Origin of the sequence: Actinoplanes sp. TBRC 11911 (assembly GCF_012933445.1) — a bacterium.
Taxonomy (GTDB): domain Bacteria; phylum Actinomycetota; class Actinomycetes; order Mycobacteriales; family Micromonosporaceae; genus Actinoplanes.
This window is the reverse complement of record NZ_JABBNC010000012.1, coordinates 21,294-42,763: the sequence shown is the minus strand read 5'-3', so window position 1 is coordinate 42,763 and position 21,470 is coordinate 21,294. Positions and strand designations below refer to the sequence as shown.

Sequence of the window (21,470 nt, the reverse complement as noted above, 5' to 3'; positions counted from 1 at the left end):
TCGGTCGCGGGATGCTTCTCACAGCTCGCAAGGGGTTTACGGACGCACCACGAGCCAGAGTGTCAGGTTCGCGGCGACCATCCCGAGCAGCACCACGGCGGCCATCGCCACGGCGCCCACGCCGAGAGCTCCCACCAGCGGCGCCGCGAGCGCTCCGACGCCGAACTGGACGGCGCCGAGCAGGGCCGCCGCGGTACCGGCCGCGTCGCCGTGCCGGGACAGAGCCAGGGCCGGCGCGTTGGGCATCGCGAGACCGACAGTGGCCAGCGCGGCCCACAGCGGGATCAGCACGCCGACCAGTCCGCCGAAGCCGGTCCGCGCGTCGACCAGCAGCACCACCCCGGCGGCCAGGCCGGCCAGCAACGCGACGATGAGGATGCGCTGCGGGGTGAAGCGGCGCAGCAACCGCACATTGAGCTGGGTCGCCGCGATGAGACCGACGGCGCCGCCCGCGAAGACGTACGCAAACTGCTGTTCGCTCATGTGGTATTCGTCCTGGAACACAAAAGACGACCCGCTTACGTACGCCAAGAGGGCCGCCATCGCGAAGCCGACCACCAGCGTCAGCCCGACATAGACCCGGTCGGTGAGCAGCCGGCCGTAATCGCGCAGGGTGCCCACCAGTCCGCCGTTGCGCCGCAGGCCGGCCGGCAGGGTCTCCGGCAGCAGCAGCGCGGTCGCCGTCATGATCGCGGCCCCGACGACGGTCAGCACCACGAAGACGCCGCGCCAGGAGGTCCAGTTCAGGACCAGCCCGCCGATCGTCGGGGCGAGGATGGGCGCGACGCCGACCACCAGCATCAGCCGGGACAACAGCTTCGCGGCGGCGAGCCCGGAGAACAGGTCGCGCACCACGGCCATCGCCACCACCGAGGCCGCGGCCGCGCCTAAGCCCTGGAGTAATCGCAGCGTGCCGAGGATCGCCAGGTTCGGGGCGAGCACGCAGAGCACCGACGCGAGCACGTGAACACCCACGCCGGCCAGCAGCGGGAGGCGGCGGCCCAGCGCGTCGGACAGCGGCCCGACCAGGAGCTGACCCACGCCCAGGCCGACCAGCGTGCCGGTCAGGGTGAGCTGGACGGCGGCGGCCGCCGCGTGCATGTCGGTGGCGATGGTGGGCAGCGACGGCAGGTACATGTCGATCGTCAGCGGACCCAGCGCGGACAGGAATCCGAGCAGCAGGATCAGGCTGCGCTTGGTGGTGGGTTCCGGTGTGGGGGAGTCGACGTCGGAGAGATCTTCGGCGATGGGGGGAGACTCGAGCACGACATTCACAAGCGTGCGCGGGGCGTCCGTTCTTCCGGCGCGTAACAGTGATCACAACCCGGCCATTATCTGGAAACTCGGTTGCGTCAGGACCGTTGCGCGGTCCAGCGAACGACGGCCTCGGTGCGGCTGCGGACGCCGAGCTTGGCGAAGATGTGGTTCAGATGGTTCTTCACCGTCTTCTCGGTGACCCAGAGCTGCTCCGCGATCGCGGCGTTGGACAGGCCCTGACAGAGCAGGTTCACCACCTCCAGCTCACGATCGGTGAGGCCGCCGTACGCGGGATCGCCTTGTTTGCGTGGCACCTGCTCGCGGGCCATCGACACGGCCACCGACGCGGCGATCGGCGACAGCCAGCCGCGGCCGCCGACGACCTCGTGCACGGCACGGATCAGATCGTTCGGCTGGAACTCGCCGTGCACCAGGTATCCCCGCGCGCCCCGGTGCAGCATGTCGGCGATGACCTGCGGATCGTCCGAACTGGTCAGCACCAGCACCGCGGAATGCTGGCCGAGCGCGCTGACCACCGACAACCCGTCGGCGATCGGCATCCGGTAATCGAGCAACGTGATCGCCGGACGCAGCCGCCGGGCCAACGCCAGAGCTTCCTGGCCGTTCGCCGCCTCCGCCACGACCCGGAGCCGTTCGTCGGCGGCCAGGATGCCCTGCAGGGCGGCCCGCATGATCGGGTTGTCGTCGACCACCAGAACGTCGATCATCGCGCTCCGATCGAGCGCCGGTGACCCCGGACCGACGTGCCCGGCTCGCCCAGCGGCAGGTGGACCGTGATCCTGGTGCCGGAGCCCGGTGCCGAGGCGATCCGCAGGACGCCACCGGCCGTCCGGGCCCGCTCGTTCATGCCCACGATGCCGAAGTGGCCGGCCGACTGCAGCCCGGACAGGTCGGCCGGCACGGCGAAACCCACGCCGTCGTCGGCGATCTCGAGCAGCAGACCGTGCGGCCGCGGCGCCAGCTCGACGCTGACCCGCCGGGCTTGCCCGTGCCGGGCGACGTTGGTGAGCGCCTCCCGCAGGATCCGGATCAGCTCGTAGGACACCTGGTCCGGAACCTCGACGGCGGCCGCCGAGACTCGAATCGGTATGCCGGTCGACGCGCTCCAGGCCTGGCACAGCTCGTCGACGGCGGCGGCCAGATTCCGGACGTCGAACCGCATCTCCTCCAGCAGTTCCCGGGCCTGTTGAGCGGCCGCGGTCGCGCCAGTGACCACGGTGCCGGCCAGATGCTCGGCCAGCGCGGGCTGGCGGCGCAGCACCGACGGCAGCGCGAGCGCGGCCAGCGAGACGCCGCGCAGTGTCTTGGTCACCGAGTCGTGCAGTTCCCGGGCCAGCCGCGCGCGCTCGGAGGCGACCGCCGAACGTTGCGCCGAGGCGACCAGGTGGGCGGACAGCTCGAGCTGGTGGGTCAGCGCGGTGGTGGCCATCGCCGCGCCCACCCCGGCGAGCGCTCCGGCCATCGGGAACGCCACGACGAACGCCACGATGTCGACCGGCGGCTCGGTCCGGCGCAGCACCTCGGCGATGACCGTGAAGCCGAGTCCGGCGTGCGCGGCCCACACCGGCAGCGCGCGCAGCCCGAGGAGGACCCCCGCCACCGCCCCGGCGCCGGCGGCGAAGCAGAAATAGGCAACGCTGCCGCGGCTCACGGCGAGCACCGCGAGGACGAGGATCGAGTCGACGGCGATCGCGGCGGCCCGCCGGGTGACCAGGCCCGGCCATCGGCCAAGAGCGGCGAGTTGCGCCCCCGTCGTCACCGTGACCAGGGCGATCACCGCCACCACCGGCCAGCGGTCGTCGACCAGCAGAAGGCCCGCCGCGGCCGCGGTCAAGGTGGCCGCAGCACGGCCGATCAGCGCTGCCCGCGCCAGTGCCGCCGCAGCGACCACGCGGCCGACACCCACCACCGACTGCTCCGCCCCTCGATTCGCAGCCGCAGGTTACCGGAACCGGACCTGGACCGGTAACCGGCTTCATGAGGAATTCAGTCAGGAAATGACGACCTGGTCGACGTCGGGAGCCGGCGACTCGTCGTTGTAGAGCGACAGTCGCAGCGGCCCGGCCGGCAGGTCGGCGGTGAAGCGAAAGGAATGCGGCGTCGTCCAGGCGGAGCCGCGCACCTGCCAGGTGCGTGCCGGGGCGCCGTTGACGCTCACCTTGAGTGACCGGTCGCCGTCGGTCTCGTACGCGACGGTCACGGTCCGCCGGCCGGCGACCGGCACCGTGGTGCGGACGGTCACCCGGCAGGTGAGGCAGATGTAGCGGACTCGGCCGCCGCCCCGGCAAGTGCCGCAGGTGGTAGTCGCGGCGCCACCGGACAAAGTGTTGCGCGGGTCCTCCGCCTCGATCGTGATCGGCGTGAATCGGGCCGCGGAGCTGACCGCGGCCGACGGCGCCGCGCTCGGCACCGAGGGGGCGATCGCGACCGGCTGCCGGGCCGGTGACGAGGCCGTCGGGTGCGGATCGTGGTGCGGGGTGATCAGGGGAGGCACGGCAACGGTGGCGACCGCGATGCCGGCCGCCACCACGGCGATCTTCGGCCATTGACCTCGCCGGCGGCTGGGCGGCTGGTGACCCGGCGAGGTGTCCGGCGACATGCCGTCGGTCACGGGCACTCCTCATTCGCGCTGGCCGGAAGCTGTGCTTGGCCGGAAGGGTCGACAATACGACGAGGGGCGGAGCGGCCCGCGAAGCCGCCCCACCCCTCGTGCCCGGCAACACTTACGGCAGGAGGTAGTCCTTGTTCAGCACGTACGGGGCGGGCTGCTGGTCATCCCGGCCGTCGTGACCCTGAGCGTCGCACTGCCGGGCCGCGTTGATGCAGCCCTTGATCATCGCGGCGAGGGTCTTGTCGTCCCAGGCGTTGAAGAAGTCGTAGTGGAACGTCGGGCCGGCGCCACTCGAGAAGTGCACCTTCGACATGTCGCCGTTGACCGGCCACGCCATCTTGAACTCCAGTTTCGGCACCGCGACCGGGTGGTCGTCCGGGCAGACCATCCCGGCGGCGGTGTGGGTGTCGATCGGGTAGGCCATGTGGTCCTGGTGGTTCGGCGAGTCCAGGTGCTTGCCGTCCCAGCAGCTCGGCGCCTGGTATCGGATGTTGAGCTTGACGCTGCGCTCACTCGAGCAGGTCTGCGGAATGTTCTTGTTCTTGTAGCTGTCGCCGCACTCGAAGCCTTCTTCGGTGGCGGCGAGGAACTTGTCCGCGTCGGTGTTCTTCGCGTTGCCGACGACGAACCGCAGGCCCTTCGGGAACGGCTGGACGCTCCGGTAGTCGTTGACGCCGCTCTTGTAGTAGATGGTCTGCAGACCCTCCTGGTTGACCGGGGTGTCGCCGTTGAGAAGCGTGGGCGTCCAGTAGGCGGACAGGTCACCCTTGGCCTTGCACGTGGTCTGCCCCTTCGAGAGCGACTCGACGGTGCTGTTCGCGTTCGTGGTGGTGTTGCCCATGAACGTGTGCAGGTGCGACGCGCCTGGCATCCCCGGGAAGACGATCGGGTCGTCGCCGAGGTTGGTCCGGCTGACCGAGCAGTTCGCCTGGAACTCGTGGAATCCACCCTTGTTGGGCGGGACCTCGTGGGACGGCTTGACGTTGGTCACCGGGTTGGGCGCCATGATCCATCCGGCCCCGCCGCTGCTGCCGCTGCCGGAGGTCGGCGGCGCGCCGGCCGGCGTGGTGGCCGGGGCGCCGGTCGAGGTGCTCGCCGGCGCGCTCGACGGGGTGCCCGCCGGCGCGCTGGACGAGGACCCGGAGCTGGGCTGCGTGCTGGGCGAGCTGGCCGGGCCGCTGCCCGCCTTGCCGAACACCTGGAACTCGAACAGCGAGAACCCGTACTGCGAGTTACGGGCGGTGCCGTACATCCGCACGTAGCGGCCGGTGGCGTTCATGGTGTGGGTCTCGACGCCGCCGGTGCCGGTGCTGGTCTGGTACACCGTGTTCCAGGTCTTCGCGTCCGGCGACACCTGGATCTGGAACGCCTTGGCCGACGACCGTTCCCAGTTCAGCACCACCCGGTCGATGGCCGACGAGGCGCCGAGGTCGATCTGGATCCACTGCGGATCGGCGAAGGCGCTGGACCAGCGGGTCTTGTCGTCGCCGTCGACCACGGCCTCGGCCGGGAAGGCGCGTTGCTCGACCGACGAGGCGGTCACCGGCTTGCCCTTGGAAAGGGAAATCTCGTCGGCACCGGCCGACAGCAGATTGCCGAAGACGAACCAGCCGGCGATACCGGCCAGTGCGACGCCGACGCCGGCCATCGTCAGGCGCCGTGATCGTGGCGCGCGATGGAGGGACAGGGAACGGGATCTCATCGGGATCTCTCCATTGGCAAGAAGATCGAGTACGCGGCAGAACGGTAGTGAGAAGAACGGCACGGGTCTTGAGCCCAAAGACCCATAAGCGCGCGGAAAATGGGCCGGGAAAAACCGTTATCGCGCCGTTCCTTAAGACCTTCTTAAGCAAATTCCGGTTACCAGGCGAAGCTCTCCCGGTGCAGCCGGCCGGGCGCCACCCCGGTCTCGCCCACGGACCGCAGCACGGCCGCGGCCCACGCGTCCGGGCCGCAGACGTAGACGTCGTGCCGGGCGATGTCCGGTGCCAGTTCACGCAGGGCCTCGACGTCGGTGTAGTCGGCGTACCCGGCCGGCAGCCACGAGTCCGGCGCGGCCCGCGGCCCGACCAGCAGCACCAGCCGTACGCCCCGGCGATGCGCCAGCCACTCCAGCTCGTCCACGAAGGCCACGTCGTGCGCGTGCCGGGTGCGATAGACCAGGGTGGCCGTCCCGTAGTCGTACGGCAGGTCCCAGAGCAGCGCGAGCAGCGGTGTCACGCCGACCCCGCAGCCGAGCATGGTCACCGGCCCGCCGCCGTAGTTCGCCGCGGTCATCCGCCCGTACGGTCCCTCGATCAGCACCCGGGTGCCGGGTCGGAGCGCGGCCACCCGGGCGCTGCCGTCCCCCACGGCTTTCACGGTGATCCGCAGGCCCCCGTGGCGCGGCGAGCCGGACAGCGAGAACGGGTTCCCGTGCAGCGCGCCGTGCCCGTCCAGGAACCGCCAGACGAAGTACTGCCCGGCCCGCGCCGGCAGCCGGTCCAGTTGCCGGCCGGTCAGGTAGACCGAGACCAGACCCGGCGCCTCCGGGGTGACCCGGTCGACCACCAGCCGGTGCCGCACCGTGCGCCAGACCGGCATCCCGAGCCGGAAGACCAGCACCGCGCCGGCCACCACGACGTAGGCCGACCAGCCCGCGAACCGTGCCGCCGGCCCGCGGAAGTCGTCGCCCAGCAGGAGCTCGTGCGGCACCGCGAGGCCGATCCCCAGGTAGGCGTAGAGATGCAGCAGGTGCCACTTCTCGTACCGCATGTGGCGCCGCACCCGCCGCGCCGAGGTCGCCATGATCAGCACCAGCGCGGCCAGGGCAAACACAGCCAAAACCATGCTTGGGTACGCGGACAGCAACTGCCACACCCGCACCACCGGGTCCCCGCCGAGGGCGAGCACGATGTGCGCGAGCAGCAGCAGGAACGAGGTCACCCCGGTCCAGCGGTGCCAACGGGAAAGCGTGTCCTGCCCGACCGCCGCCTCGACCCACGGGATCCGGGCCATCAGCAGCACCTGCAGCAGCAGGAGGTCGGTGCAGGCGAGCGCGGCCAGCCGGCCGTACCCCGCGGCGCCGGCCGGAGCGGCGTCGCGTCCGGCCAGCCAGAACAGGACGACGGCGAGCAGACTGCCCGCCGCCACCGTTTTGATCGCGAGCCGCACGGCGACCGAACCTACAAATCCGGCCCGCCGGCCGGGAGGTTCCGTGAACATTCCCTCGGTTTCGCGATTTTGTGTTATCCGGCGAAGTCATTCCATTTTCTTTTCGCCACCGGTTGATCCGCGGGTATTCGACTGCGCATACTCCATGGCGCGAATCGTCGTGTTCCGGCAACCGAAGCGAGCCACGAGTGAGACCAAAATTCGCGGCGCTGCTCATCGCCACAGCGCTCCTGCCGGCCACCGCCGGGTGCACCCACCGGGCGGCCGCCGCCCCCGAGGTGGTCCCGGCCGCTTCCGTCGCCGTCTCCGCCACCTTCGGCGGCACCGACCTGGCCTGGATCGAGATCAACATCGCCATGAACGATCAGGTCCTGCCACTGCTGGCGCTGGTGCCGGCCCGCAGCGGCGAACCGGCGCTGACGAAGCTGAGCGCGGAGGTGCAGGCCTCCGCCACGGCCGGGCTCACCACGCTGCACTCCCTGCACGACCGGGCCGGCCTGCCCTCGGCGAACCCGCACGAGGGCATGCTCATGCCGGGCCTGATACCCGCCGACGAGGTGACCCGGCTCGCGACTCTCACCGGCCCGGGCTTCGACCGGGCAGTCGGCGAACAGCTCCGGACCTACCTCGAACAGAGCCGCCGGCTGGCCCAGGACGAGCAGAAGGCCGGCACCGACCCGGACACCCGCGCCTTGGCCACCCGCATCGCGACCGACTGCGACGCGGCTCTGCGTCAACTCGCCGCCGCCGCGTAACACTGGTCACACCTCGGCCATCATCCGGAAACGTGGCCGCGTCAAGCTGGTGCTTCGGTCGTCAACCTTTCGCCGTGAAACCGGCCGGGAACCATTGACGTGCGTTCGGTCGCCCGAACTCGCGGACACCCGGCGCGACGTGCGAGGCTGGTGCTTTCCGTGCGTGCGCGAGATTGGTGGGGTAGCGGTCATGGGCATGGTCAAGGTCGTCGGGTTGGTGCTGCACCCGCGGCGCGACTGCGGCGCGGCGATCGACGCGATCGTGACCTGGGCGGCGCGGCGTGACGTGACCGTGCTGGGCCTGCACGACGAGATCAACCGGATCGAGTGCGACGCGATCGCGGTGACGCAGGAAGAGATGATCGAGCGCGCCGGGCTGCTGGTCAGCCTCGGCGGCGACGGCACGATGCTGCGCACGATGCGGCTGGTCGAGGGCCGCAAGACGCCGGTGCTCGGGGTCAACGTGGGCCGTCTCGGCTTCCTCGCCGAGGTCGATCTGCCCGACCTCAGCGAGGCCCTGTCGGCCATCGACGAGCACAACTTCACCATCGAACCGCGGACGGCGGTCCGGACGACCCTGCCGGACGGCAAGGACGTCTCGGCGTTCAACGACATCGCCCTGGTGCGTGTGCCGGGTGACGGCCTCGCCGCGGTCGGCATCTCGGTCGAGGGCAAAAACTTCGTCAACTACGCGGCCGACGCTGTGATCGTGGCCACACCGACGGGCTCCACGGCGTACTCGTTCTCGGCCGGCGGCCCGATCGTCTCGCCCAACGTCGAGGGCCTGATCGTCACCGCCGCGGCGGCCCACTCGTCCTTCAACCGGCCCCTCATGCTCGCCATGCAGGAGCGCCTGGAGCTGGACGTTCTCTTCGGCAGCGGCCGGCTGGCCATCGAGGTGGACGGCATCATCGAGGGCTACGCCGGGCCCGACGACCGGCTCACCATCGAGCCGATCCCGGCCGCCGCGCAGGTGGTCCGGCTCGGGCACACCTCGTTCTACGAACGGGCCCGCCGTAAACTTCGGGTCGAGGGCAGCGCTCAGGTGGGCGTGCCGGACGCGTCCGACGCGTTCGTCGTGGACAGCTTCGAGCAGCAGCAGTATCAGCTGATCATCGGCGGCGAGGTGGCCGGCGTGCTGCACTACCGGCGGCACGGCACGCAGGTCGAGCTGATGCACACCGAGATCGAGCAGCCCTTCGCCGGGCAGGGATTCGCCAGCCGGCTGGCCACCGCGGCGCTGGCCGACGCGCGCAATCGCCAGACCGCTGTCGTCGCGTCCTGCCCCTTCGTCATCGGCTTCCTGGACCGTCACCCGGAGTATTCCGACCTGCTGGCCGACCCCAACTCTCACAGCTGAGGTAACAACATGGGCCACCCCGCGATCCTCACCGTCGACGACGATCCGTCGGTCTCCCGGGCGATCGCCCGGGACCTGCGTCGCAAGTACGGCGAGGAGTACCGCATCCTGCGCGCCTCCTCGGCCGCCGAGGCGCTCGACGCGCTGAAGGAGATCAAGCTGCGTGGCGGCCGCGTCGCTGTCATGCTCGCCGACTACCGGATGCCGCAGATGAACGGCATCGAGTTCCTGGAACAGGCGATGGACCTGTTCCCCAACGCGCGGCGGGCCCTGCTCACCGCGTACGCCGACACCGACGCCGCGATCCAGGCCATCAACGTGGTCGACGTCGACCACTACCTGCTCAAGCCGTGGGACCCGCCGGAGGAGAAGCTCTACCCGGTGATCGACGCGCTGCTCGACGCGTGGGACGCCACCGGCGACCGCGAGCTCGAGGACATCCGCGTCGTCGGGCACCGCTGGAGCGAGCCGTCGTACCAGATCCGCGACTTCCTGGCGCGCAACCTCGTGCCGTACAAATGGCTCGCCGCCGACGAGCCGGAGGGCCGCCGCCTGCTGGAGGCCGCCGGGGTGGGCCCCGAGTCGATCCCGCTGGTGGTCACCGCCGACGGGCGGGCCATGGCGCAGCCGTCCACCACCGAGGTGGCCGAGGCGGCCGGGCTGGCCACCGCGCCGGTCCGCGACTTCTACGACCTGATCATCGTGGGCGGCGGGCCGGCCGGGCTCGGCGCCGCGGTCTACGGCGCGTCCGAGGGCCTCAGGACGCTGCTGGTCGAGCGCAGCGCGATGGGCGGGCAGGCCGGGCAGAGCTCGCGCATCGAGAACTATCTGGGCTTCCCGGACGGCGTCTCCGGTGCTCAGCTCACCGAGCGTGCCCGTCGCCAGGCCGGCAAGTTCGACGCCGAGGTGCTCAACACGCGCGAGGTGACCGGCCTGCGGCTGGACGGCTCGGCCCGCACGCTCACGTTCGGTGACGGCGGGGAGGTTTCGGCGCATTCGATAGTGCTCGCCACCGGCGTCGCGTACCGGCCGCTCGCGGCCAGCGGCGTCGAGGAGCTGACCGGCTCCGGCGTCTACTACGGCTCGGCCGCCACCGAGGGCCCGGCCTGCGCCGGCGCCGACGTCTACATCGTCGGCGGTGCCAACTCGGCCGGTCAGGCCGCGCTCTTCTTCTCCCGGTACGCCAAATCGGTCACCCTGCTCGTCCGGGGCGATTCGCTCGAGTCGTCGATGTCGTACTACCTCATCCAGCAGCTCAACCGGACGGAGAACGTCCGGGTCCGCACCCGCTGCGAGGTGATCAGTGCGGTGGGCGACGGGCACCTCCAGGCGATTACGATCTGTGACAACAAAGACAACCGGGAGGTGACCGTGGAATGCGGTGCCCTCTTCGTGTTCATCGGTGCCGAGCCGCGTACCGACTGGCTTGGCGAAACGGTCGCCCGGGACGGTCGTGGCTTCGTCTACACGGGTCCGGATCTGTTGACGAACGGAACACGCCCGAAGGGATGGGATCGGGACCGGGATCCGTTCTACCTCGAGTGCAGTGTTCCCGGCATCTTCGCCGCCGGCGACGTCCGGGCCAACTCGGTCAAACGGGTGGCCTCGGCGGTCGGCGAGGGCGCGATGGCCGTCACGCTGGTCCATCGTTACCTGGAGGCGCAGTAACCCATGGCTGACACGGACGAGGTCAAGCTTGTTCCCTGCGAACCCGGCCAGTTGACACCCGCCGAGCTCCGCACCCTGTTCCTGTTCGAGAAGCTGACCGACGAGCAGCTCGAGTGGATCTCCGCCCGCGGCTGCACGATGCACATGCCGGCCGGCGGCACGGTGCTGCGTGAGGGCGACGAGGCGACACAGTTCTTCGTGCTGCTCAGCGGCACCATCGCGCTGTACCGCCGGGTCGGCCAGGACGATGTCCAGACCACCCGCACCGAGCAGCGCGGCGTCTACATGGGCGCGACCCACGCCTACCTGCGCGACGACGGCGTGCCCCGCAAGTACGCGGCGACCATGCGGGCGCTGGACGACTCCGACTTCTTCGTGCTCTCCGCTGCCGACTTTGGCCACCTGATGCGCGAGTGGTTCCCGATGGCGATCCACCTGCTCGAGGGCCTGATGCTGGGGATGCGGGACCGGCAGGCCGCGGTCAGCGAGCGGCAGCGCCTCGCCGCGCTGGGCGCGCTCTCCGCCGGACTCATGCACGAGCTGAACAATCCGGCCGCCGCCGCGTCCCGGGCCGCCGCCGCGCTCCGCCAGCGGGTCGCCGGCATGCGGCACAAGCTGGGCATGCTGGCCGCCGGCAACGTCCCGCCGGACCGCCTGGACGCGCTGGTCGAGCTGCAGGAGGAGGTCATCGAGAAGGCCGCGAAGGCCAAGCCGATGACCGCCATGGAGGCCGCCGACCTGGAGGACGAGCTGGGCGACTGGCTGGACAAGCGCAACATCACCGGCAGCTGGGACATCGCGCCGGTGTTCGCGCAGGCCGGGCTCGACGTGGCGTGCCTCAACGACATCGAGGCGAAGGTCGGCTCGCCGGAACTGCTCGACCAGGCCACCCACTGGCTCGGCTACGCCCTGGAGACCGAGCAGCTGATGAGCGACATCGAGGACGCCACCGGCCGGGTGTCGTCGCTGGTGTCCGCCGCGAAGCAGTACTCACAGATGGACCGCGCCGCGCACCAGTGGATCGACGTGCACGCCGGCCTGGACAGCACGCTGGTCATGCTCAACCACAAGATCGGTAACGGGGTCAAGGTGGTCAAGGAGTACGACCGCTCGCTGCCCCAGATCCCGGCGCACCCGGCCGAGCTGAACCAGGTCTGGACGAACCTGATCGACAACGCGGTCCAGGCGATGAACGGCGTGGGCACACTGACCGTGCACACCTACCGCGAGGACGACGACCTGGTCGTCGCGATCGAGGACACCGGACCGGGCATTCCGGCGGAGGTCAAGAAGCGGGTCTTCGAACCGTTCTTCACCACGAAGGCGGTCGGCGAGGGCACCGGCCTCGGCCTGGACATCTCCCGCCGGATCGTGGTCAACGGCCACGGCGGCGACATCACCGTCGAGTCCGAGCCCGGCGACACCAGGTTCCAGGTGCGCCTGCCGTTCGCCGAGCCCTCCTCGACCTGAGTCACGCCTTGTCGGCGACGGCGACGCGGGCGTTGCGCTGACTGGTCCGCGGGCCGGTCGGCGCGTCCAGCGTCACCGCCGTGGCGAGCAGGTCGTGGTCGTCGCGCACCACGAAGCCGTACCGGGCCAGCAGCCCGGACATGCCGGAGGCGCTCCACGCGGAGCGCCACGGCTCGGCCGCCCACGGATTCGCGCGCCGCATCGCACCGCCGATGAGCCGCCGCGCGATCACCCCGGTCACCGACGGCGCCTGGTAGTTCACGATCAGGCGGCTCCCCGGCGCGGACCGCTCGGCGACGCCGGCCACCGTCGCGGTGACCTCGTCGCGGGTCAGGTACGGCACCACGCCCTCCCACACCCAGGTGGTCGGCGTCCGCGCGTCGTGGCCGGCCGCCTCCAGCGCCTCACCCAGGTCGTCCTCGCCGAAGTCGACCGGCACGTAACGTGGCGCGCGGCCGGCGGGCAGCGCCTCGGCACGGTCCCGTTTGTCGCGCTGCGACGCGGGCTGATCGACCTCGAAGACCGGCACGCCGGCCAGCGCGTCCATCCGCCAGGCGCGCCCGTCCAGCCCGGCCCCGAGGATCACCACCTGCGGCCCCTCGTGCGCGACGACGGCGTCGTCGATGGCCACCGTCCGGGCCACGATGAGCAGCGCACCCGCTTTGATCATCTCGTACGCCATCCGGCCGCCCAGCTCCTTCGGCGGCTCGTCCGCGCCCACCTGCCGGACCTGCTCCCGCTCGTCCGCCCGCAGCAGCTTCCGCGCGGTCGGATCGGCGAAACGACCCACCGCGTACCGGCCGTCCGCCACCGCCCGCCCCTGGCAGACGAGCACCGCCGTACGACTGGCGGTCTGCTCGGCCATCAGTGCTCGAGCAGGCCGCGCACGTACGCGGCCTGCCCGGCGTGCTGCGCGTCGTCGTCGATGACGCTGACCAGGCGGACGCCCAAGGTGACCGGCGGGTCCCAGTTCCGGTCGACCACGCGGTCCAGGTCGTCGTCGGTCAGGCCGCGGAGGTAGCGCAGGGTCCGCTCGTGCACCGCGCCGTAGTAGCCCTCCAGGACCTCGACGCTCTCCGGGCGTACCGAGGAAACCTGCGCGGGGGTGTGCCCCCAGCCGGTGTCCGTCGGGTCTTTCTGGCCGAAGCGCTCCGGCCAGTCCCCGGTGGCGTACACCTGCTCCTCGCCCATCACCTCGGAGACGTGGTCGTCCTGGATGCGGGTGAGGTGCCAGATCAGCCAGCCGATCGTGTTGGCGCCCGGGGCCGGGGCCCAATGTAACTGCTCGGGGGTCAGCCGGCGGGCCGCGATGTGCACGTTGCGGGGCAGGCGCTCTAAGCCGTCGATCAGGATGTCCTTGGCGTCCATGCCTCGTGTCTACTCCTGATCGGGCCCCGGCGTCGTCCCGCCCTGGAAACGGGCGCCACCCTGAACGGCGCTTCCCCCTTGGCCGGTGCTTCCGCCCTGGCCGGTGCCGCCGCCCTGGAAGCCGGTGCCGCCCTGGTTGTTCGTTCCGTCCTGGCCGGTGCCCGTGCCGCTCTGGCCGGTGGGGCCCTGCGTCGGGGGTTCGGTCGTCTGGGTCGGCGGCTCGGTCGTCGGCTGCTGCGTCGGCGGGGCCTCGGTCGTCGGCCGGCCGCCCTGCTGCGGGTCGGTCGACTGCGACGGCGTCGGCGAGCCGGAGTCGGCGGGCGTCGGCGATTCCGCGGGCGCCTGCCGGCGGTCATGGCCGGTCAGGACGCTGCCGATCGTCGTGCTCTTGCCGCTGCCGCTGCCCACCGCGTCGGCGATCGACCGGTGCGTGACCAGCTCGAAGACCGTCAGCAACGCCACCGCCAGCACGAAGAAAGCGGCGGCCACGGCGACCGCGCGACCCCAGCGGAACTGGCGCGGGGCGGCGGGCGTGGGCACCGAGGCCGAGGCCCGATACACGCCCGGCGCCTCCAGCTGGGACGCGGGCGAGTGCGCGGCCCGCACCGGCGGCGTGCCCACCGCGGCGGGTGCCGCCACGAACGTCGATTTGAGTTTCTTGCGACCTCGGTCGATGCCTCGCGTGTAGAACTCGGTGCCGAGGGTTCCGACGAGGCTGGCGATCGCCGCGCCGGCCAGGGTGCCCGCTACTCCGAGGAAGGAACCGATCACCGCGGCCGACACGGCGGCCAGAACTCCGGCGAGGGTCTTGGGGATGTCGATATTGGACCAGATCCGCTCCGGCGCGTGCTCGGTCATGTCCTCCACTAACTGTTGGCGGCGTACAGGGTCAGGTTTTGGCCTTTACCGCGCGCGTCCGGGTCAAAACACGTCGTTCCGCGAGGATCTCGCGCAGCGGCCGGACCACCACGCCCTCCTCGGCCATCCGCCGGCGCGCCAGGCTGCGGCTTCGCAGGATGCCGATCACCCCGACGGCCATCACGAGAAATTGGACGGACATCGCGATCTTGAAGTCGTGAATGTCGTAGTCGGCCCGCCCGCCGGTGCGCGCGTCCAGGATCAGGCCGATCAGCTCGATGGTCACCAGCGAGGCGAAGAACCCGCCCACGTTGACGACGCCGGTCGCGGTGCCGAGCCGGTTCGGCGGGTTGAACGTGCGCGCGTAGTCGAAGCCGATCACCGAACCGGGACCGCCGACGCCCAGCGCGGCGACGAGCAGCACCAGGACCGGAATCGGCGCGTGACCCGGCCACGCGATCACCAGCGCCCAGGCGGCCGCGTTCGCGCCGACCACGCCCAGCACCAGCCAGGACCGGCGCAGCGGATACCGCTGCACCAGGATCCCCATCACCGGGCCGGTCGCCATGCCCACCAGCACGAACACGGTGAGCAGCGCGCTCGCCTCGCCACGGCTCAGCCCCTCACCGGCGATGAGGAACGGGAAGCCCCAGATGAGCGCGAAGACCGTACCGCAGAACTGGGTGGTGAAATGCGACCACAGGCCGAGCCGGGTGCCGGGATGCCGCCACGCGCCGGTCACGTCCCGGGCGACCTGGCGCAGCGTGACGGCCGGGCCACGGGAGATCCGGCGTTCCGGGGTGTCGCGCAACGCGGCCACCGCCGCCAGCACCACGAACACCCCGACGCCGGCGGCGCCGAAGAAAGCGGTGGTCCACCCCCGGGTCGCGAGCAGCGCGGCCAGCGGAACCGCGCTGAGCACCTGGCCGGCCTGCCCCATCAGGGCGGTGAGCTGGGTCAGGACGGGCACGCGTCGCCCGGGGAACCAGTGCGGCACGAGCCGCAGCACGCTGATGAACGTCATCGCGTCGCCGGCACCGACCAGCACGCGGGCGATGACCGCGGTCTCCACGCCGCCCGCGACGGCCAGCAGCACCTGCCCACTCGCCATGATCAGCCCACCGGCGACGACCAGGCGCAGCGAGCCGAATCGATCCAGCAACAGCCCGACCGGAACCTGCAGGCCGGCGTAGACGAGCAGCTGGAGCACGGCAAAGCTGGCCAGAGCGCCGGCACCGACGTGGAAACGGGACTGCGCGTCCAGCCCGGCGACGCCGAGCGACGTGCGGTTCAGGACAGCCGTGATGTACGCGGCGAGGCCGACGGCCCACACCACCCAGGCCCGGGCTCCGGGACGCAGGGCCATGTGCCGCCTTCCATTCGCTCCTTACACAACAGCCCTCAACTCTGCTCCGCACGCCCGGCACCAACAACGTGTGTCCGATCACCCCGGACGCCGTCGTCAGGTCCCCGAGCGGTCGTCCAGGTCGCGGAGCAGGTCGATGTAGAGCCTGCGGTACCTGGTGAGGATGCCCGCGATGTCTGTCTGGGCCAGGCTTTCGAACGCGTCGAACAGCTGCCGGTACCGCTGTACGTCGCGGCGGCCCCGGGACACCATCGCGGTGTTGAACGCGTCGATGGAGACCAACTTGTCGTCTAGCAGCGCGAAACCGTGCATCGGCGGAATCGGCAACGGTGCCATGTCCGGGACGATGCCGATCACCACGTTGTCAAACGTCTCCACGACATCCTGGAGATGCTCTATCTGACCGAGCATGTCGACCGGCGAGCAGATCCGATTCCGGAACACTGACTCGATCATCACGAATCGAAACGACCTCGTGGGGTCGGCGAGGATCTCCTGGCGCCGTGTCCGCTCGGCAACCGCCTTGGCCACCAATGCCTGCGACGGCTGAGTAGTTCCTCCCTGCGCGAGGCGCTGAAACCCCCGCAGCACGGCGCGCGCGTAGGCGCCGGTCTGGAGAAGACCAGTGATGGCCACCGACTCGAAGCACCGGGTCTCGCGGGCCGTCGACTCCCACTCGATCATCGCTTTCTGGCTGTTCGAGAGGTCGATCGAGGTCGGCCGAAGATCGGTCAGACGGTCGTGACCTCGCTCGGTGCGCTCGACCAGCCGACCGATCGTGGCCTCGTCGGCACCGAGGACCTGGGCGATCAGTGCGATGTCAGCCGGGTCGGCGAGCACCTGCCCGCGTTCGATCCGAGAGATCTTCGGCTGACTCATCGCGACCTGGGCGGCCAGCTCGGCACCGGTCAGGCGCCGTGCCTTCCGCATCCGTGCGAGGGCCTCGCCGACCGGTTCGTCGGAGTCGGGCCCGACGAAGTCGGGGGAGGGTTCATTCGACATCAGTCACCTCCCCCTTCCTCGAATTCACCGGCGACGGACGTGCCGGTGATTAGGACAGGTTACGAAGCGCTTCGGCTAACAGCTCGCGCGGGATCTCGACGAGCGTCTCCCCATCGGGGAGATCGATGCCCACGCGGTCCGCCGAGACCTTGAATCCTTGCACGACGACCGATGCCGGGCCGCTCTCGTACACGGTCGGGCACGCACCCGTGTTGCAGATGTTGGCGACCGCGCGCGACGCGACGATGACGGAATCCCCGGCGAGGTCGTCGGCGATGCTCTTGCTAGTATCCATGGAAGCGCTCGATTCTCGAGACACGAATTTGGCCACGCCAGACCTCGCAAATCGGGCGTACCACCCTCGTGTATGTGGTGTTTTCAGGCCACATCCTGCCATCTCGGCGTTGCCGTCTCGCCGACGCCTGCGGAAATCTGCCGTCGGGATCCAGCATCGTTGACCGTGAGCACAATTCGCGTCTGGTGAATCGGCACGATTATCCACGGAAATTCGCCCGACACTGGAGTTATGCAGTCCCGGCAGAAACAGGTCGGTAGCGGGTTCGAGGAGGTAGCGATGAGCCGTCCGGGTCGCGGCAACGGCCCGGCGGCGCCGGTCGCGCGCTTGAGTCCCCATACCGTGCCAGGGGCGGCGGGTGCGGAAAGGGTGGGCCGGCGCGGGCGGTAACCTCGGGCCGTTGCGGCACCTTTTGCGGAGGTCTTGATGAGCAGTGTGGTCGTGGTTACCGGGTCGGCGGGGTTGATCGGGTCGGAGTCGGTGCGGCACTTCGCCGGGCTGGGCATGGACGTCGTCGGTGTCGACAACGACATGCGCGGCTACTTCTTCGGGTCGGACGGGTCCACCAAGTGGAACCTGGACCGCCTCAAGAAGGAGGTCGGCGACCGCTACACCCACCATGACCTGGACATCCGCGATCGCGATGGGCTCAACAAGCTGTTCGCGAAGCTGGGGCGCGACGTCGCCCTGATCATTCACGCGGCCGCGCAGCCGAGCCACGACTGGGCCGCCCGCGAGCCGTTCACCGACTTCGACGTGAACGCGGTCGGCACGCTCAACATGCTCGAGGCCGTCCGCCAGCACTGCCCGGACGCGCCGTTCATCTTCACTTCGACCAACAAGGTGTACGGGGACACGCCCAACCGCCTTCCGCTGATCGAGCAGGAGACGCGTTACGAGCTGCCGACCGACCACCAGTGGTTCGGCGGCATCACCGAGGACATGTCGATCGACCAGACGCTGCACTCGGTGTTCGGGGCCAGCAAGGTCGCCGCCGACGTGATGGTCCAGGAGTACGGACGGTACTTCGACATGCCCACCGCGGTGATGCGCGGCGGCACGCTGACCGGACCGGGTCACTCCGCCGCCGAACTGCACGGCTTCCTGGCGTACGTGATGCGCTGTGTGATGGAGCAGCGCGTTTACCACATCTACGGCTACAAGGGGAAAATGGTCCGCGATGCCATCCACTCGCACGACCTGGTCTCGGCGTTCGAGGCGTTCTACCGCGCGCCGCGGGTCGCCGAGGTCTACAACATGGGCGGCGGGCGGTTCTCCAACTGCAGCCACATCGAGGCGTTCAAGATCGCGGAGGAGATCACCGGGCTGGAGGCGCGCACCGACTACGTCGACCAGGCCCGCACCGGCGATCACCAGTGGTGGGTGTCCAGCACGGCACGGTTCGAGGAGCACTTCCCGGACTGGCGGATGACCTACGACGTGCCGGCGATCCTGCGCGAGATGTACGAGGCGAACCAGGACCTCTGGAAGGCATGAGCTAAGCGGCGGTGGGGGCCACGCAGCCCCTCCAGCCGCCCTGGCAATTCGCTGTGGCTTACCTGGAGGCGCGCCAGTCGCCACGCGCCTGCCCCGACAAATCGGTACTTTGCCGGAATGTCCGTGTTCAAGGCATTCCGGCATGACGTACCGGCGTCGATCGTCGTCTTCCTGATCGCGATCCCGCTCAGCCTCGGGATCGCGGCCGCGTCCGGGGCGCCGCTGCTGTCCGGCCTCATCGCCGCGGTGGTCGGCGGCCTGGTCGCCGGCGCTCTCGGCGGCGCCCCGCTGCAGGTCAGTGGCCCGGCCGCCGGCCTCACCGTGATCGTCGCCGGCACCATCGCTCACTACGGTTTCGCCGCCACCGCCGCGATTGTGGCGCTGGCCGGTGGCGTACAGATCCTGCTCGGCGCGTCCCGCCTCGGCCGCGCGGCCCTCGCCCTCTCGCCCGCTGTCGTGCACGGGATGCTGGCCGGCATCGGGCTGGTCATCGCGCTCAGCCAGATCCACGTCGTGCTGGGCGGTGCGCCGCAGAGCGAGGCCTGGCACAACATCCGCGACCTGCCCGCGCAGATATCCGGCATACACGGCGCGTCGGTCCTGCTCGGCCTGCTCACCATCGCGGTCCTGCTGGTCTGGCCACGGCTCGTCCGGATGCCGGCGCAGGCGAGCCCGGTTCGCTGGTGGCATCGGTCGGCGTCGCTGCTGCCGGCCGCGCTGGTCGCGGTTGTCGTGACGACGGCGCTGGCCGCCGCGCTCGGTGCCGACGTGGCACGGGTCCGGCTACCGGACGATCTGGAGCTCACCCTCCCGCAATGGCCGGACGCGCCGATCGCCGAGATCACCGTCGCCGTGCTCACGATCGCGCTGGTCGCCAGCGTGGAGTCGCTGCTTTCCGCTGTCGCCGTCGACCGGATGCACGACGGGCCGCGCGCCGACCTCAACCGCGAGCTCATCGCCCAGGGCGCCGCGAACTCGGTCTCCGGCCTGCTCGGCGGCCTCCCGGTGACCGGCGTGATCGTGCGCAGCTCGACGAATGTGGCGGCGGGCGCGCGCACCCGCATGTCGGCGATGCTGCACGGCGTGTGGGTCGCGGTGTTCGTGCTGCTCGGGGCCGGCCTGCTGGAGACGATTCCGATGGCGGTGCTGGCCGCGGTCCTCGTCGTGGTCGGGCTCCGGTTGATCAGTCTCGCTCAGATCCGCACCTACGTACGCCACCGCGAACTACCCACCTACCTGGTCACCGCGCTCGGGGTGGTGGCGTTCGACCTGCTCACCGGGGTCGCGCTCGGCCTCGCCGTGGCGTTGGTGCTGATGCTGTGGCGGGTGGCGCGCTGCGAGATCCGGGCCGTGGCGGTGGCGCCCGGCGAGTGGACGGTGTCGATCAGCGGCACGCTCGCGTTCGTCGGATCCGGGCGACTCGCGCGGGTTCTGAACGCGATCCCGCCGGGCGAAACCGTGGCGGTCGAGCTGCACCTCGACTATCTCGACCACGGCGCCTTTCAGATCATTGAGGACTGGCGGGAGGCGTACGGGAGAAGCGGCGGGACCGTCACGGTGCGTGAGATGCACGGGGGTTGGTTCGCGCGGGCGACCAGCGGCCGGCTCGGTGCGGGCAAGACCACGCCGCGCCGGTTCGGTTCCTGGTCGCAGTGGCAGAGCGTCGACCGGCAGCGGCGGGACGCGATGGAGGTGGGGATCCGCGAGTTCGAGCGCAGCGTGGCGCCGCTGGTCCGGCCGCATCTCGCCGGGTTGGCGCGCGACGGGCAGCGGCCTGAGCAGCTGTTCATCACTTGCGCCGACTCTCGCATGGTGCCGAACCTGATCACCACGAGCGGTCCGGGCGACCTGTTCTGCCTCCGCAACATCGGCAACATCGTCCCGCCGTACGGGGCCGGTGATTCTTCGGTGGGGGCGGCGATCGAGTACGCGGTGGAGGTGCTCCACATCCGCACCATCACGGTGTGTGGGCATTCCGGGTGTGGGGCCGTGCGGGCGTTGCGCGACGGTGGGTATCGGCCCGATTCGGAGTTGGGGAGGTGGCTGCTGTTGTCCGGTACGGTGGTCGATTGTCCCGATGATGAGGCACGTTGTGAGCGCGCTAATGTGATGCAGCAGCTCCACAATTTACGGACATATCCGGTTGTTCGGGCGGCAGAGGAGAGTGGCGCGCTCGTTCTGGCCGGGATGTACTTCGATCTAGCCGAGGCGCGTATGCATGCAGTCGATCCCGGGCAGGGGGTTGTGCCGGCTGTGTCCTGAATGGGCGGTTGCTCCCGGGCCGGGTTCGTGTGTCGTCGCCGCGGCCCACACCGAACGCGACGACGCCCCGGCACACCCGAAACTCCTTTCCACCAACGTGGCCCGGGCGGAGGGCGTCGACCTGGAGCCGAGCTTGAGCCAGCGCCAATCGTGGCGGTAACGCCGCAGCGTGGGCCAGATCGGGGGCATGGCGGTAGGCCAGGTCGATCCGGTCGGCGGCCAGGCCGCATTCGGGTGCGCAGTGGCCCCATCGCCGGTTTCGTGGTCGCCCGTGCGCTGGTCGTGGGCGTGACCGTCCAAGGTGTGGGACGCCGGTCCGTTGTCCGGGATCCGCGGCCACATCGTGGAATCGGGTCCACTCCGTGGGATCGGCGTCCATTGTGGAGTGTAATTATGTCCCGTTGCATGGCTTTTGTTCAGCCGCTTTTCTTGGGCTGACGTAGACCTTGGAGAGTTATGGCTCGTATGTGGGCGCAACTCTCCAAGGTCGCGAAGAAGTCCGGATTGTGAGTCGCTGCGACCACATC

Annotated in this window: 18 protein-coding genes; 6 read left to right on the top strand and 12 right to left on the bottom strand. The window is 70.2% G+C overall.

Annotated features, from left to right (window positions below; all coding sequences use genetic code 11):
* Window positions 1-36: 36 nt before the first annotated feature.
* The 6 genes from HH310_RS18445 to HH310_RS18420 all read right to left on the bottom strand — a co-directional run bounded on the left by HH310_RS18445 (window position 37) and on the right by HH310_RS18420 (window position 7,093).
* Window positions 37-1,188, bottom strand: a complete 1,152-nt coding sequence (locus tag HH310_RS18445) for a multidrug effflux MFS transporter (protein ID WP_248294149.1) — start codon at window positions 1,186-1,188, stop codon at window positions 37-39.
* A 164-nt stretch (window positions 1,189-1,352) separates the two neighbouring features.
* Window positions 1,353-1,985, bottom strand: a complete 633-nt coding sequence (locus HH310_RS18440) for a response regulator transcription factor (protein WP_169176819.1) — start codon at window positions 1,983-1,985, stop codon at window positions 1,353-1,355.
* Complete coding sequence (locus tag HH310_RS45390; RefSeq protein ID WP_169176818.1) at window positions 1,982-3,184, bottom strand: ATP-binding protein; 1,203 nt, start codon at window positions 3,182-3,184, stop codon at window positions 1,982-1,984. The genes HH310_RS18440 and HH310_RS45390 overlap by 4 nt, the downstream gene beginning before the upstream one ends.
* Window positions 3,185-3,268: 84 nt before the next feature.
* Entirely contained in the window at window positions 3,269-3,889 is a 621-nt protein-coding gene (locus HH310_RS18430) for a hypothetical protein (protein WP_169176817.1), read from the bottom strand.
* 112 nt (window positions 3,890-4,001) lie between these two features.
* The gene (locus tag HH310_RS18425; protein ID WP_248294132.1) at window positions 4,002-5,591 is read right to left on the bottom strand and encodes a DUF1996 domain-containing protein; all 1,590 of its coding nucleotides are present in this window, start codon (window positions 5,589-5,591) and stop codon (window positions 4,002-4,004) included.
* 158 nt (window positions 5,592-5,749) lie between these two features.
* Window positions 5,750-7,093 carry a ferredoxin reductase family protein gene (locus HH310_RS18420; protein ID WP_169176816.1) on the bottom strand — a complete coding sequence of 448 codons (1,344 nt, stop codon included), beginning with the start codon at window positions 7,091-7,093 and terminating at the stop codon, window positions 5,750-5,752.
* A 137-nt stretch (window positions 7,094-7,230) separates the two neighbouring features.
* On the opposite strand from HH310_RS18420, the gene HH310_RS18415 reads away from it, so the two are divergent.
* The 4 genes from HH310_RS18415 to HH310_RS18400 all read left to right on the top strand — a co-directional run bounded on the left by HH310_RS18415 (window position 7,231) and on the right by HH310_RS18400 (window position 12,295).
* Window positions 7,231-7,797: a DUF305 domain-containing protein gene (locus tag HH310_RS18415; RefSeq protein WP_169176815.1), complete on the top strand. Its 567-nt coding sequence runs from the start codon at window positions 7,231-7,233 to the stop codon at window positions 7,795-7,797.
* Between the two features lie 163 nt (window positions 7,798-7,960).
* The gene (locus tag HH310_RS18410; RefSeq protein WP_312034184.1) at window positions 7,961-9,157 is read left to right on the top strand and encodes an NAD(+)/NADH kinase; all 1,197 of its coding nucleotides are present in this window, start codon (window positions 7,961-7,963) and stop codon (window positions 9,155-9,157) included.
* Between the two features lie 9 nt (window positions 9,158-9,166).
* Window positions 9,167-10,825 (top strand): FAD-dependent oxidoreductase, encoded by a 1,659-nt coding sequence (locus HH310_RS18405; RefSeq protein ID WP_169176814.1) that lies wholly within the window; start codon window positions 9,167-9,169, stop codon window positions 10,823-10,825.
* Between the two features lie 3 nt (window positions 10,826-10,828).
* Window positions 10,829-12,295 carry a sensor histidine kinase gene (locus HH310_RS18400; RefSeq protein WP_169176813.1) on the top strand — a complete coding sequence of 489 codons (1,467 nt, stop codon included), beginning with the start codon at window positions 10,829-10,831 and terminating at the stop codon, window positions 12,293-12,295.
* A gap of 1 nt (window position 12,296) precedes the next feature.
* Here HH310_RS18400 and HH310_RS18395 read toward each other — a convergent pair whose 3' ends face one another.
* The 6 genes from HH310_RS18395 to HH310_RS18370 all read right to left on the bottom strand — a co-directional run bounded on the left by HH310_RS18395 (window position 12,297) and on the right by HH310_RS18370 (window position 17,184).
* Window positions 12,297-13,160: a class I SAM-dependent methyltransferase gene (locus tag HH310_RS18395; protein WP_169176812.1), complete on the bottom strand. Its 864-nt coding sequence runs from the start codon at window positions 13,158-13,160 to the stop codon at window positions 12,297-12,299.
* Complete coding sequence (locus HH310_RS18390; protein WP_169176811.1) at window positions 13,160-13,663, bottom strand: mycothiol transferase; 504 nt, start codon at window positions 13,661-13,663, stop codon at window positions 13,160-13,162. Before HH310_RS18390 ends, HH310_RS18395 begins: the two co-directional genes overlap by 1 nt.
* 9 nt (window positions 13,664-13,672) lie before the next feature.
* Window positions 13,673-14,521, bottom strand: a complete 849-nt coding sequence (locus HH310_RS18385) for a hypothetical protein (protein WP_169176810.1) — start codon at window positions 14,519-14,521, stop codon at window positions 13,673-13,675.
* Between the two features lie 31 nt (window positions 14,522-14,552).
* Window positions 14,553-15,887, bottom strand: coding sequence for a nitrate/nitrite transporter (locus HH310_RS18380; protein ID WP_169176809.1), 1,335 nt, complete (start codon window positions 15,885-15,887; stop codon window positions 14,553-14,555).
* 96 nt (window positions 15,888-15,983) lie between these two features.
* The gene (locus HH310_RS18375) at window positions 15,984-16,889 is read right to left on the bottom strand and encodes a helix-turn-helix transcriptional regulator (protein WP_169176808.1); all 906 of its coding nucleotides are present in this window, start codon (window positions 16,887-16,889) and stop codon (window positions 15,984-15,986) included.
* 49 nt (window positions 16,890-16,938) lie between these two features.
* Window positions 16,939-17,184: a hypothetical protein gene (locus HH310_RS18370; RefSeq protein WP_211192317.1), complete on the bottom strand. Its 246-nt coding sequence runs from the start codon at window positions 17,182-17,184 to the stop codon at window positions 16,939-16,941.
* Window positions 17,185-17,610: 426 nt separating this feature from the next.
* Between HH310_RS18370 and HH310_RS18365 the strand changes: the two genes are divergently transcribed.
* Window positions 17,611-18,681: an NAD-dependent epimerase/dehydratase family protein gene (locus HH310_RS18365; RefSeq protein ID WP_169176807.1), complete on the top strand. Its 1,071-nt coding sequence runs from the start codon at window positions 17,611-17,613 to the stop codon at window positions 18,679-18,681.
* Between the two features lie 117 nt (window positions 18,682-18,798).
* On the top strand, window positions 18,799-20,943 hold the full coding sequence (locus HH310_RS18360) for a bifunctional SulP family inorganic anion transporter/carbonic anhydrase (protein WP_169176806.1): 2,145 nt from the start codon (window positions 18,799-18,801) through the stop codon (window positions 20,941-20,943).
* Window positions 20,944-21,470 lie beyond the last annotated feature (527 nt).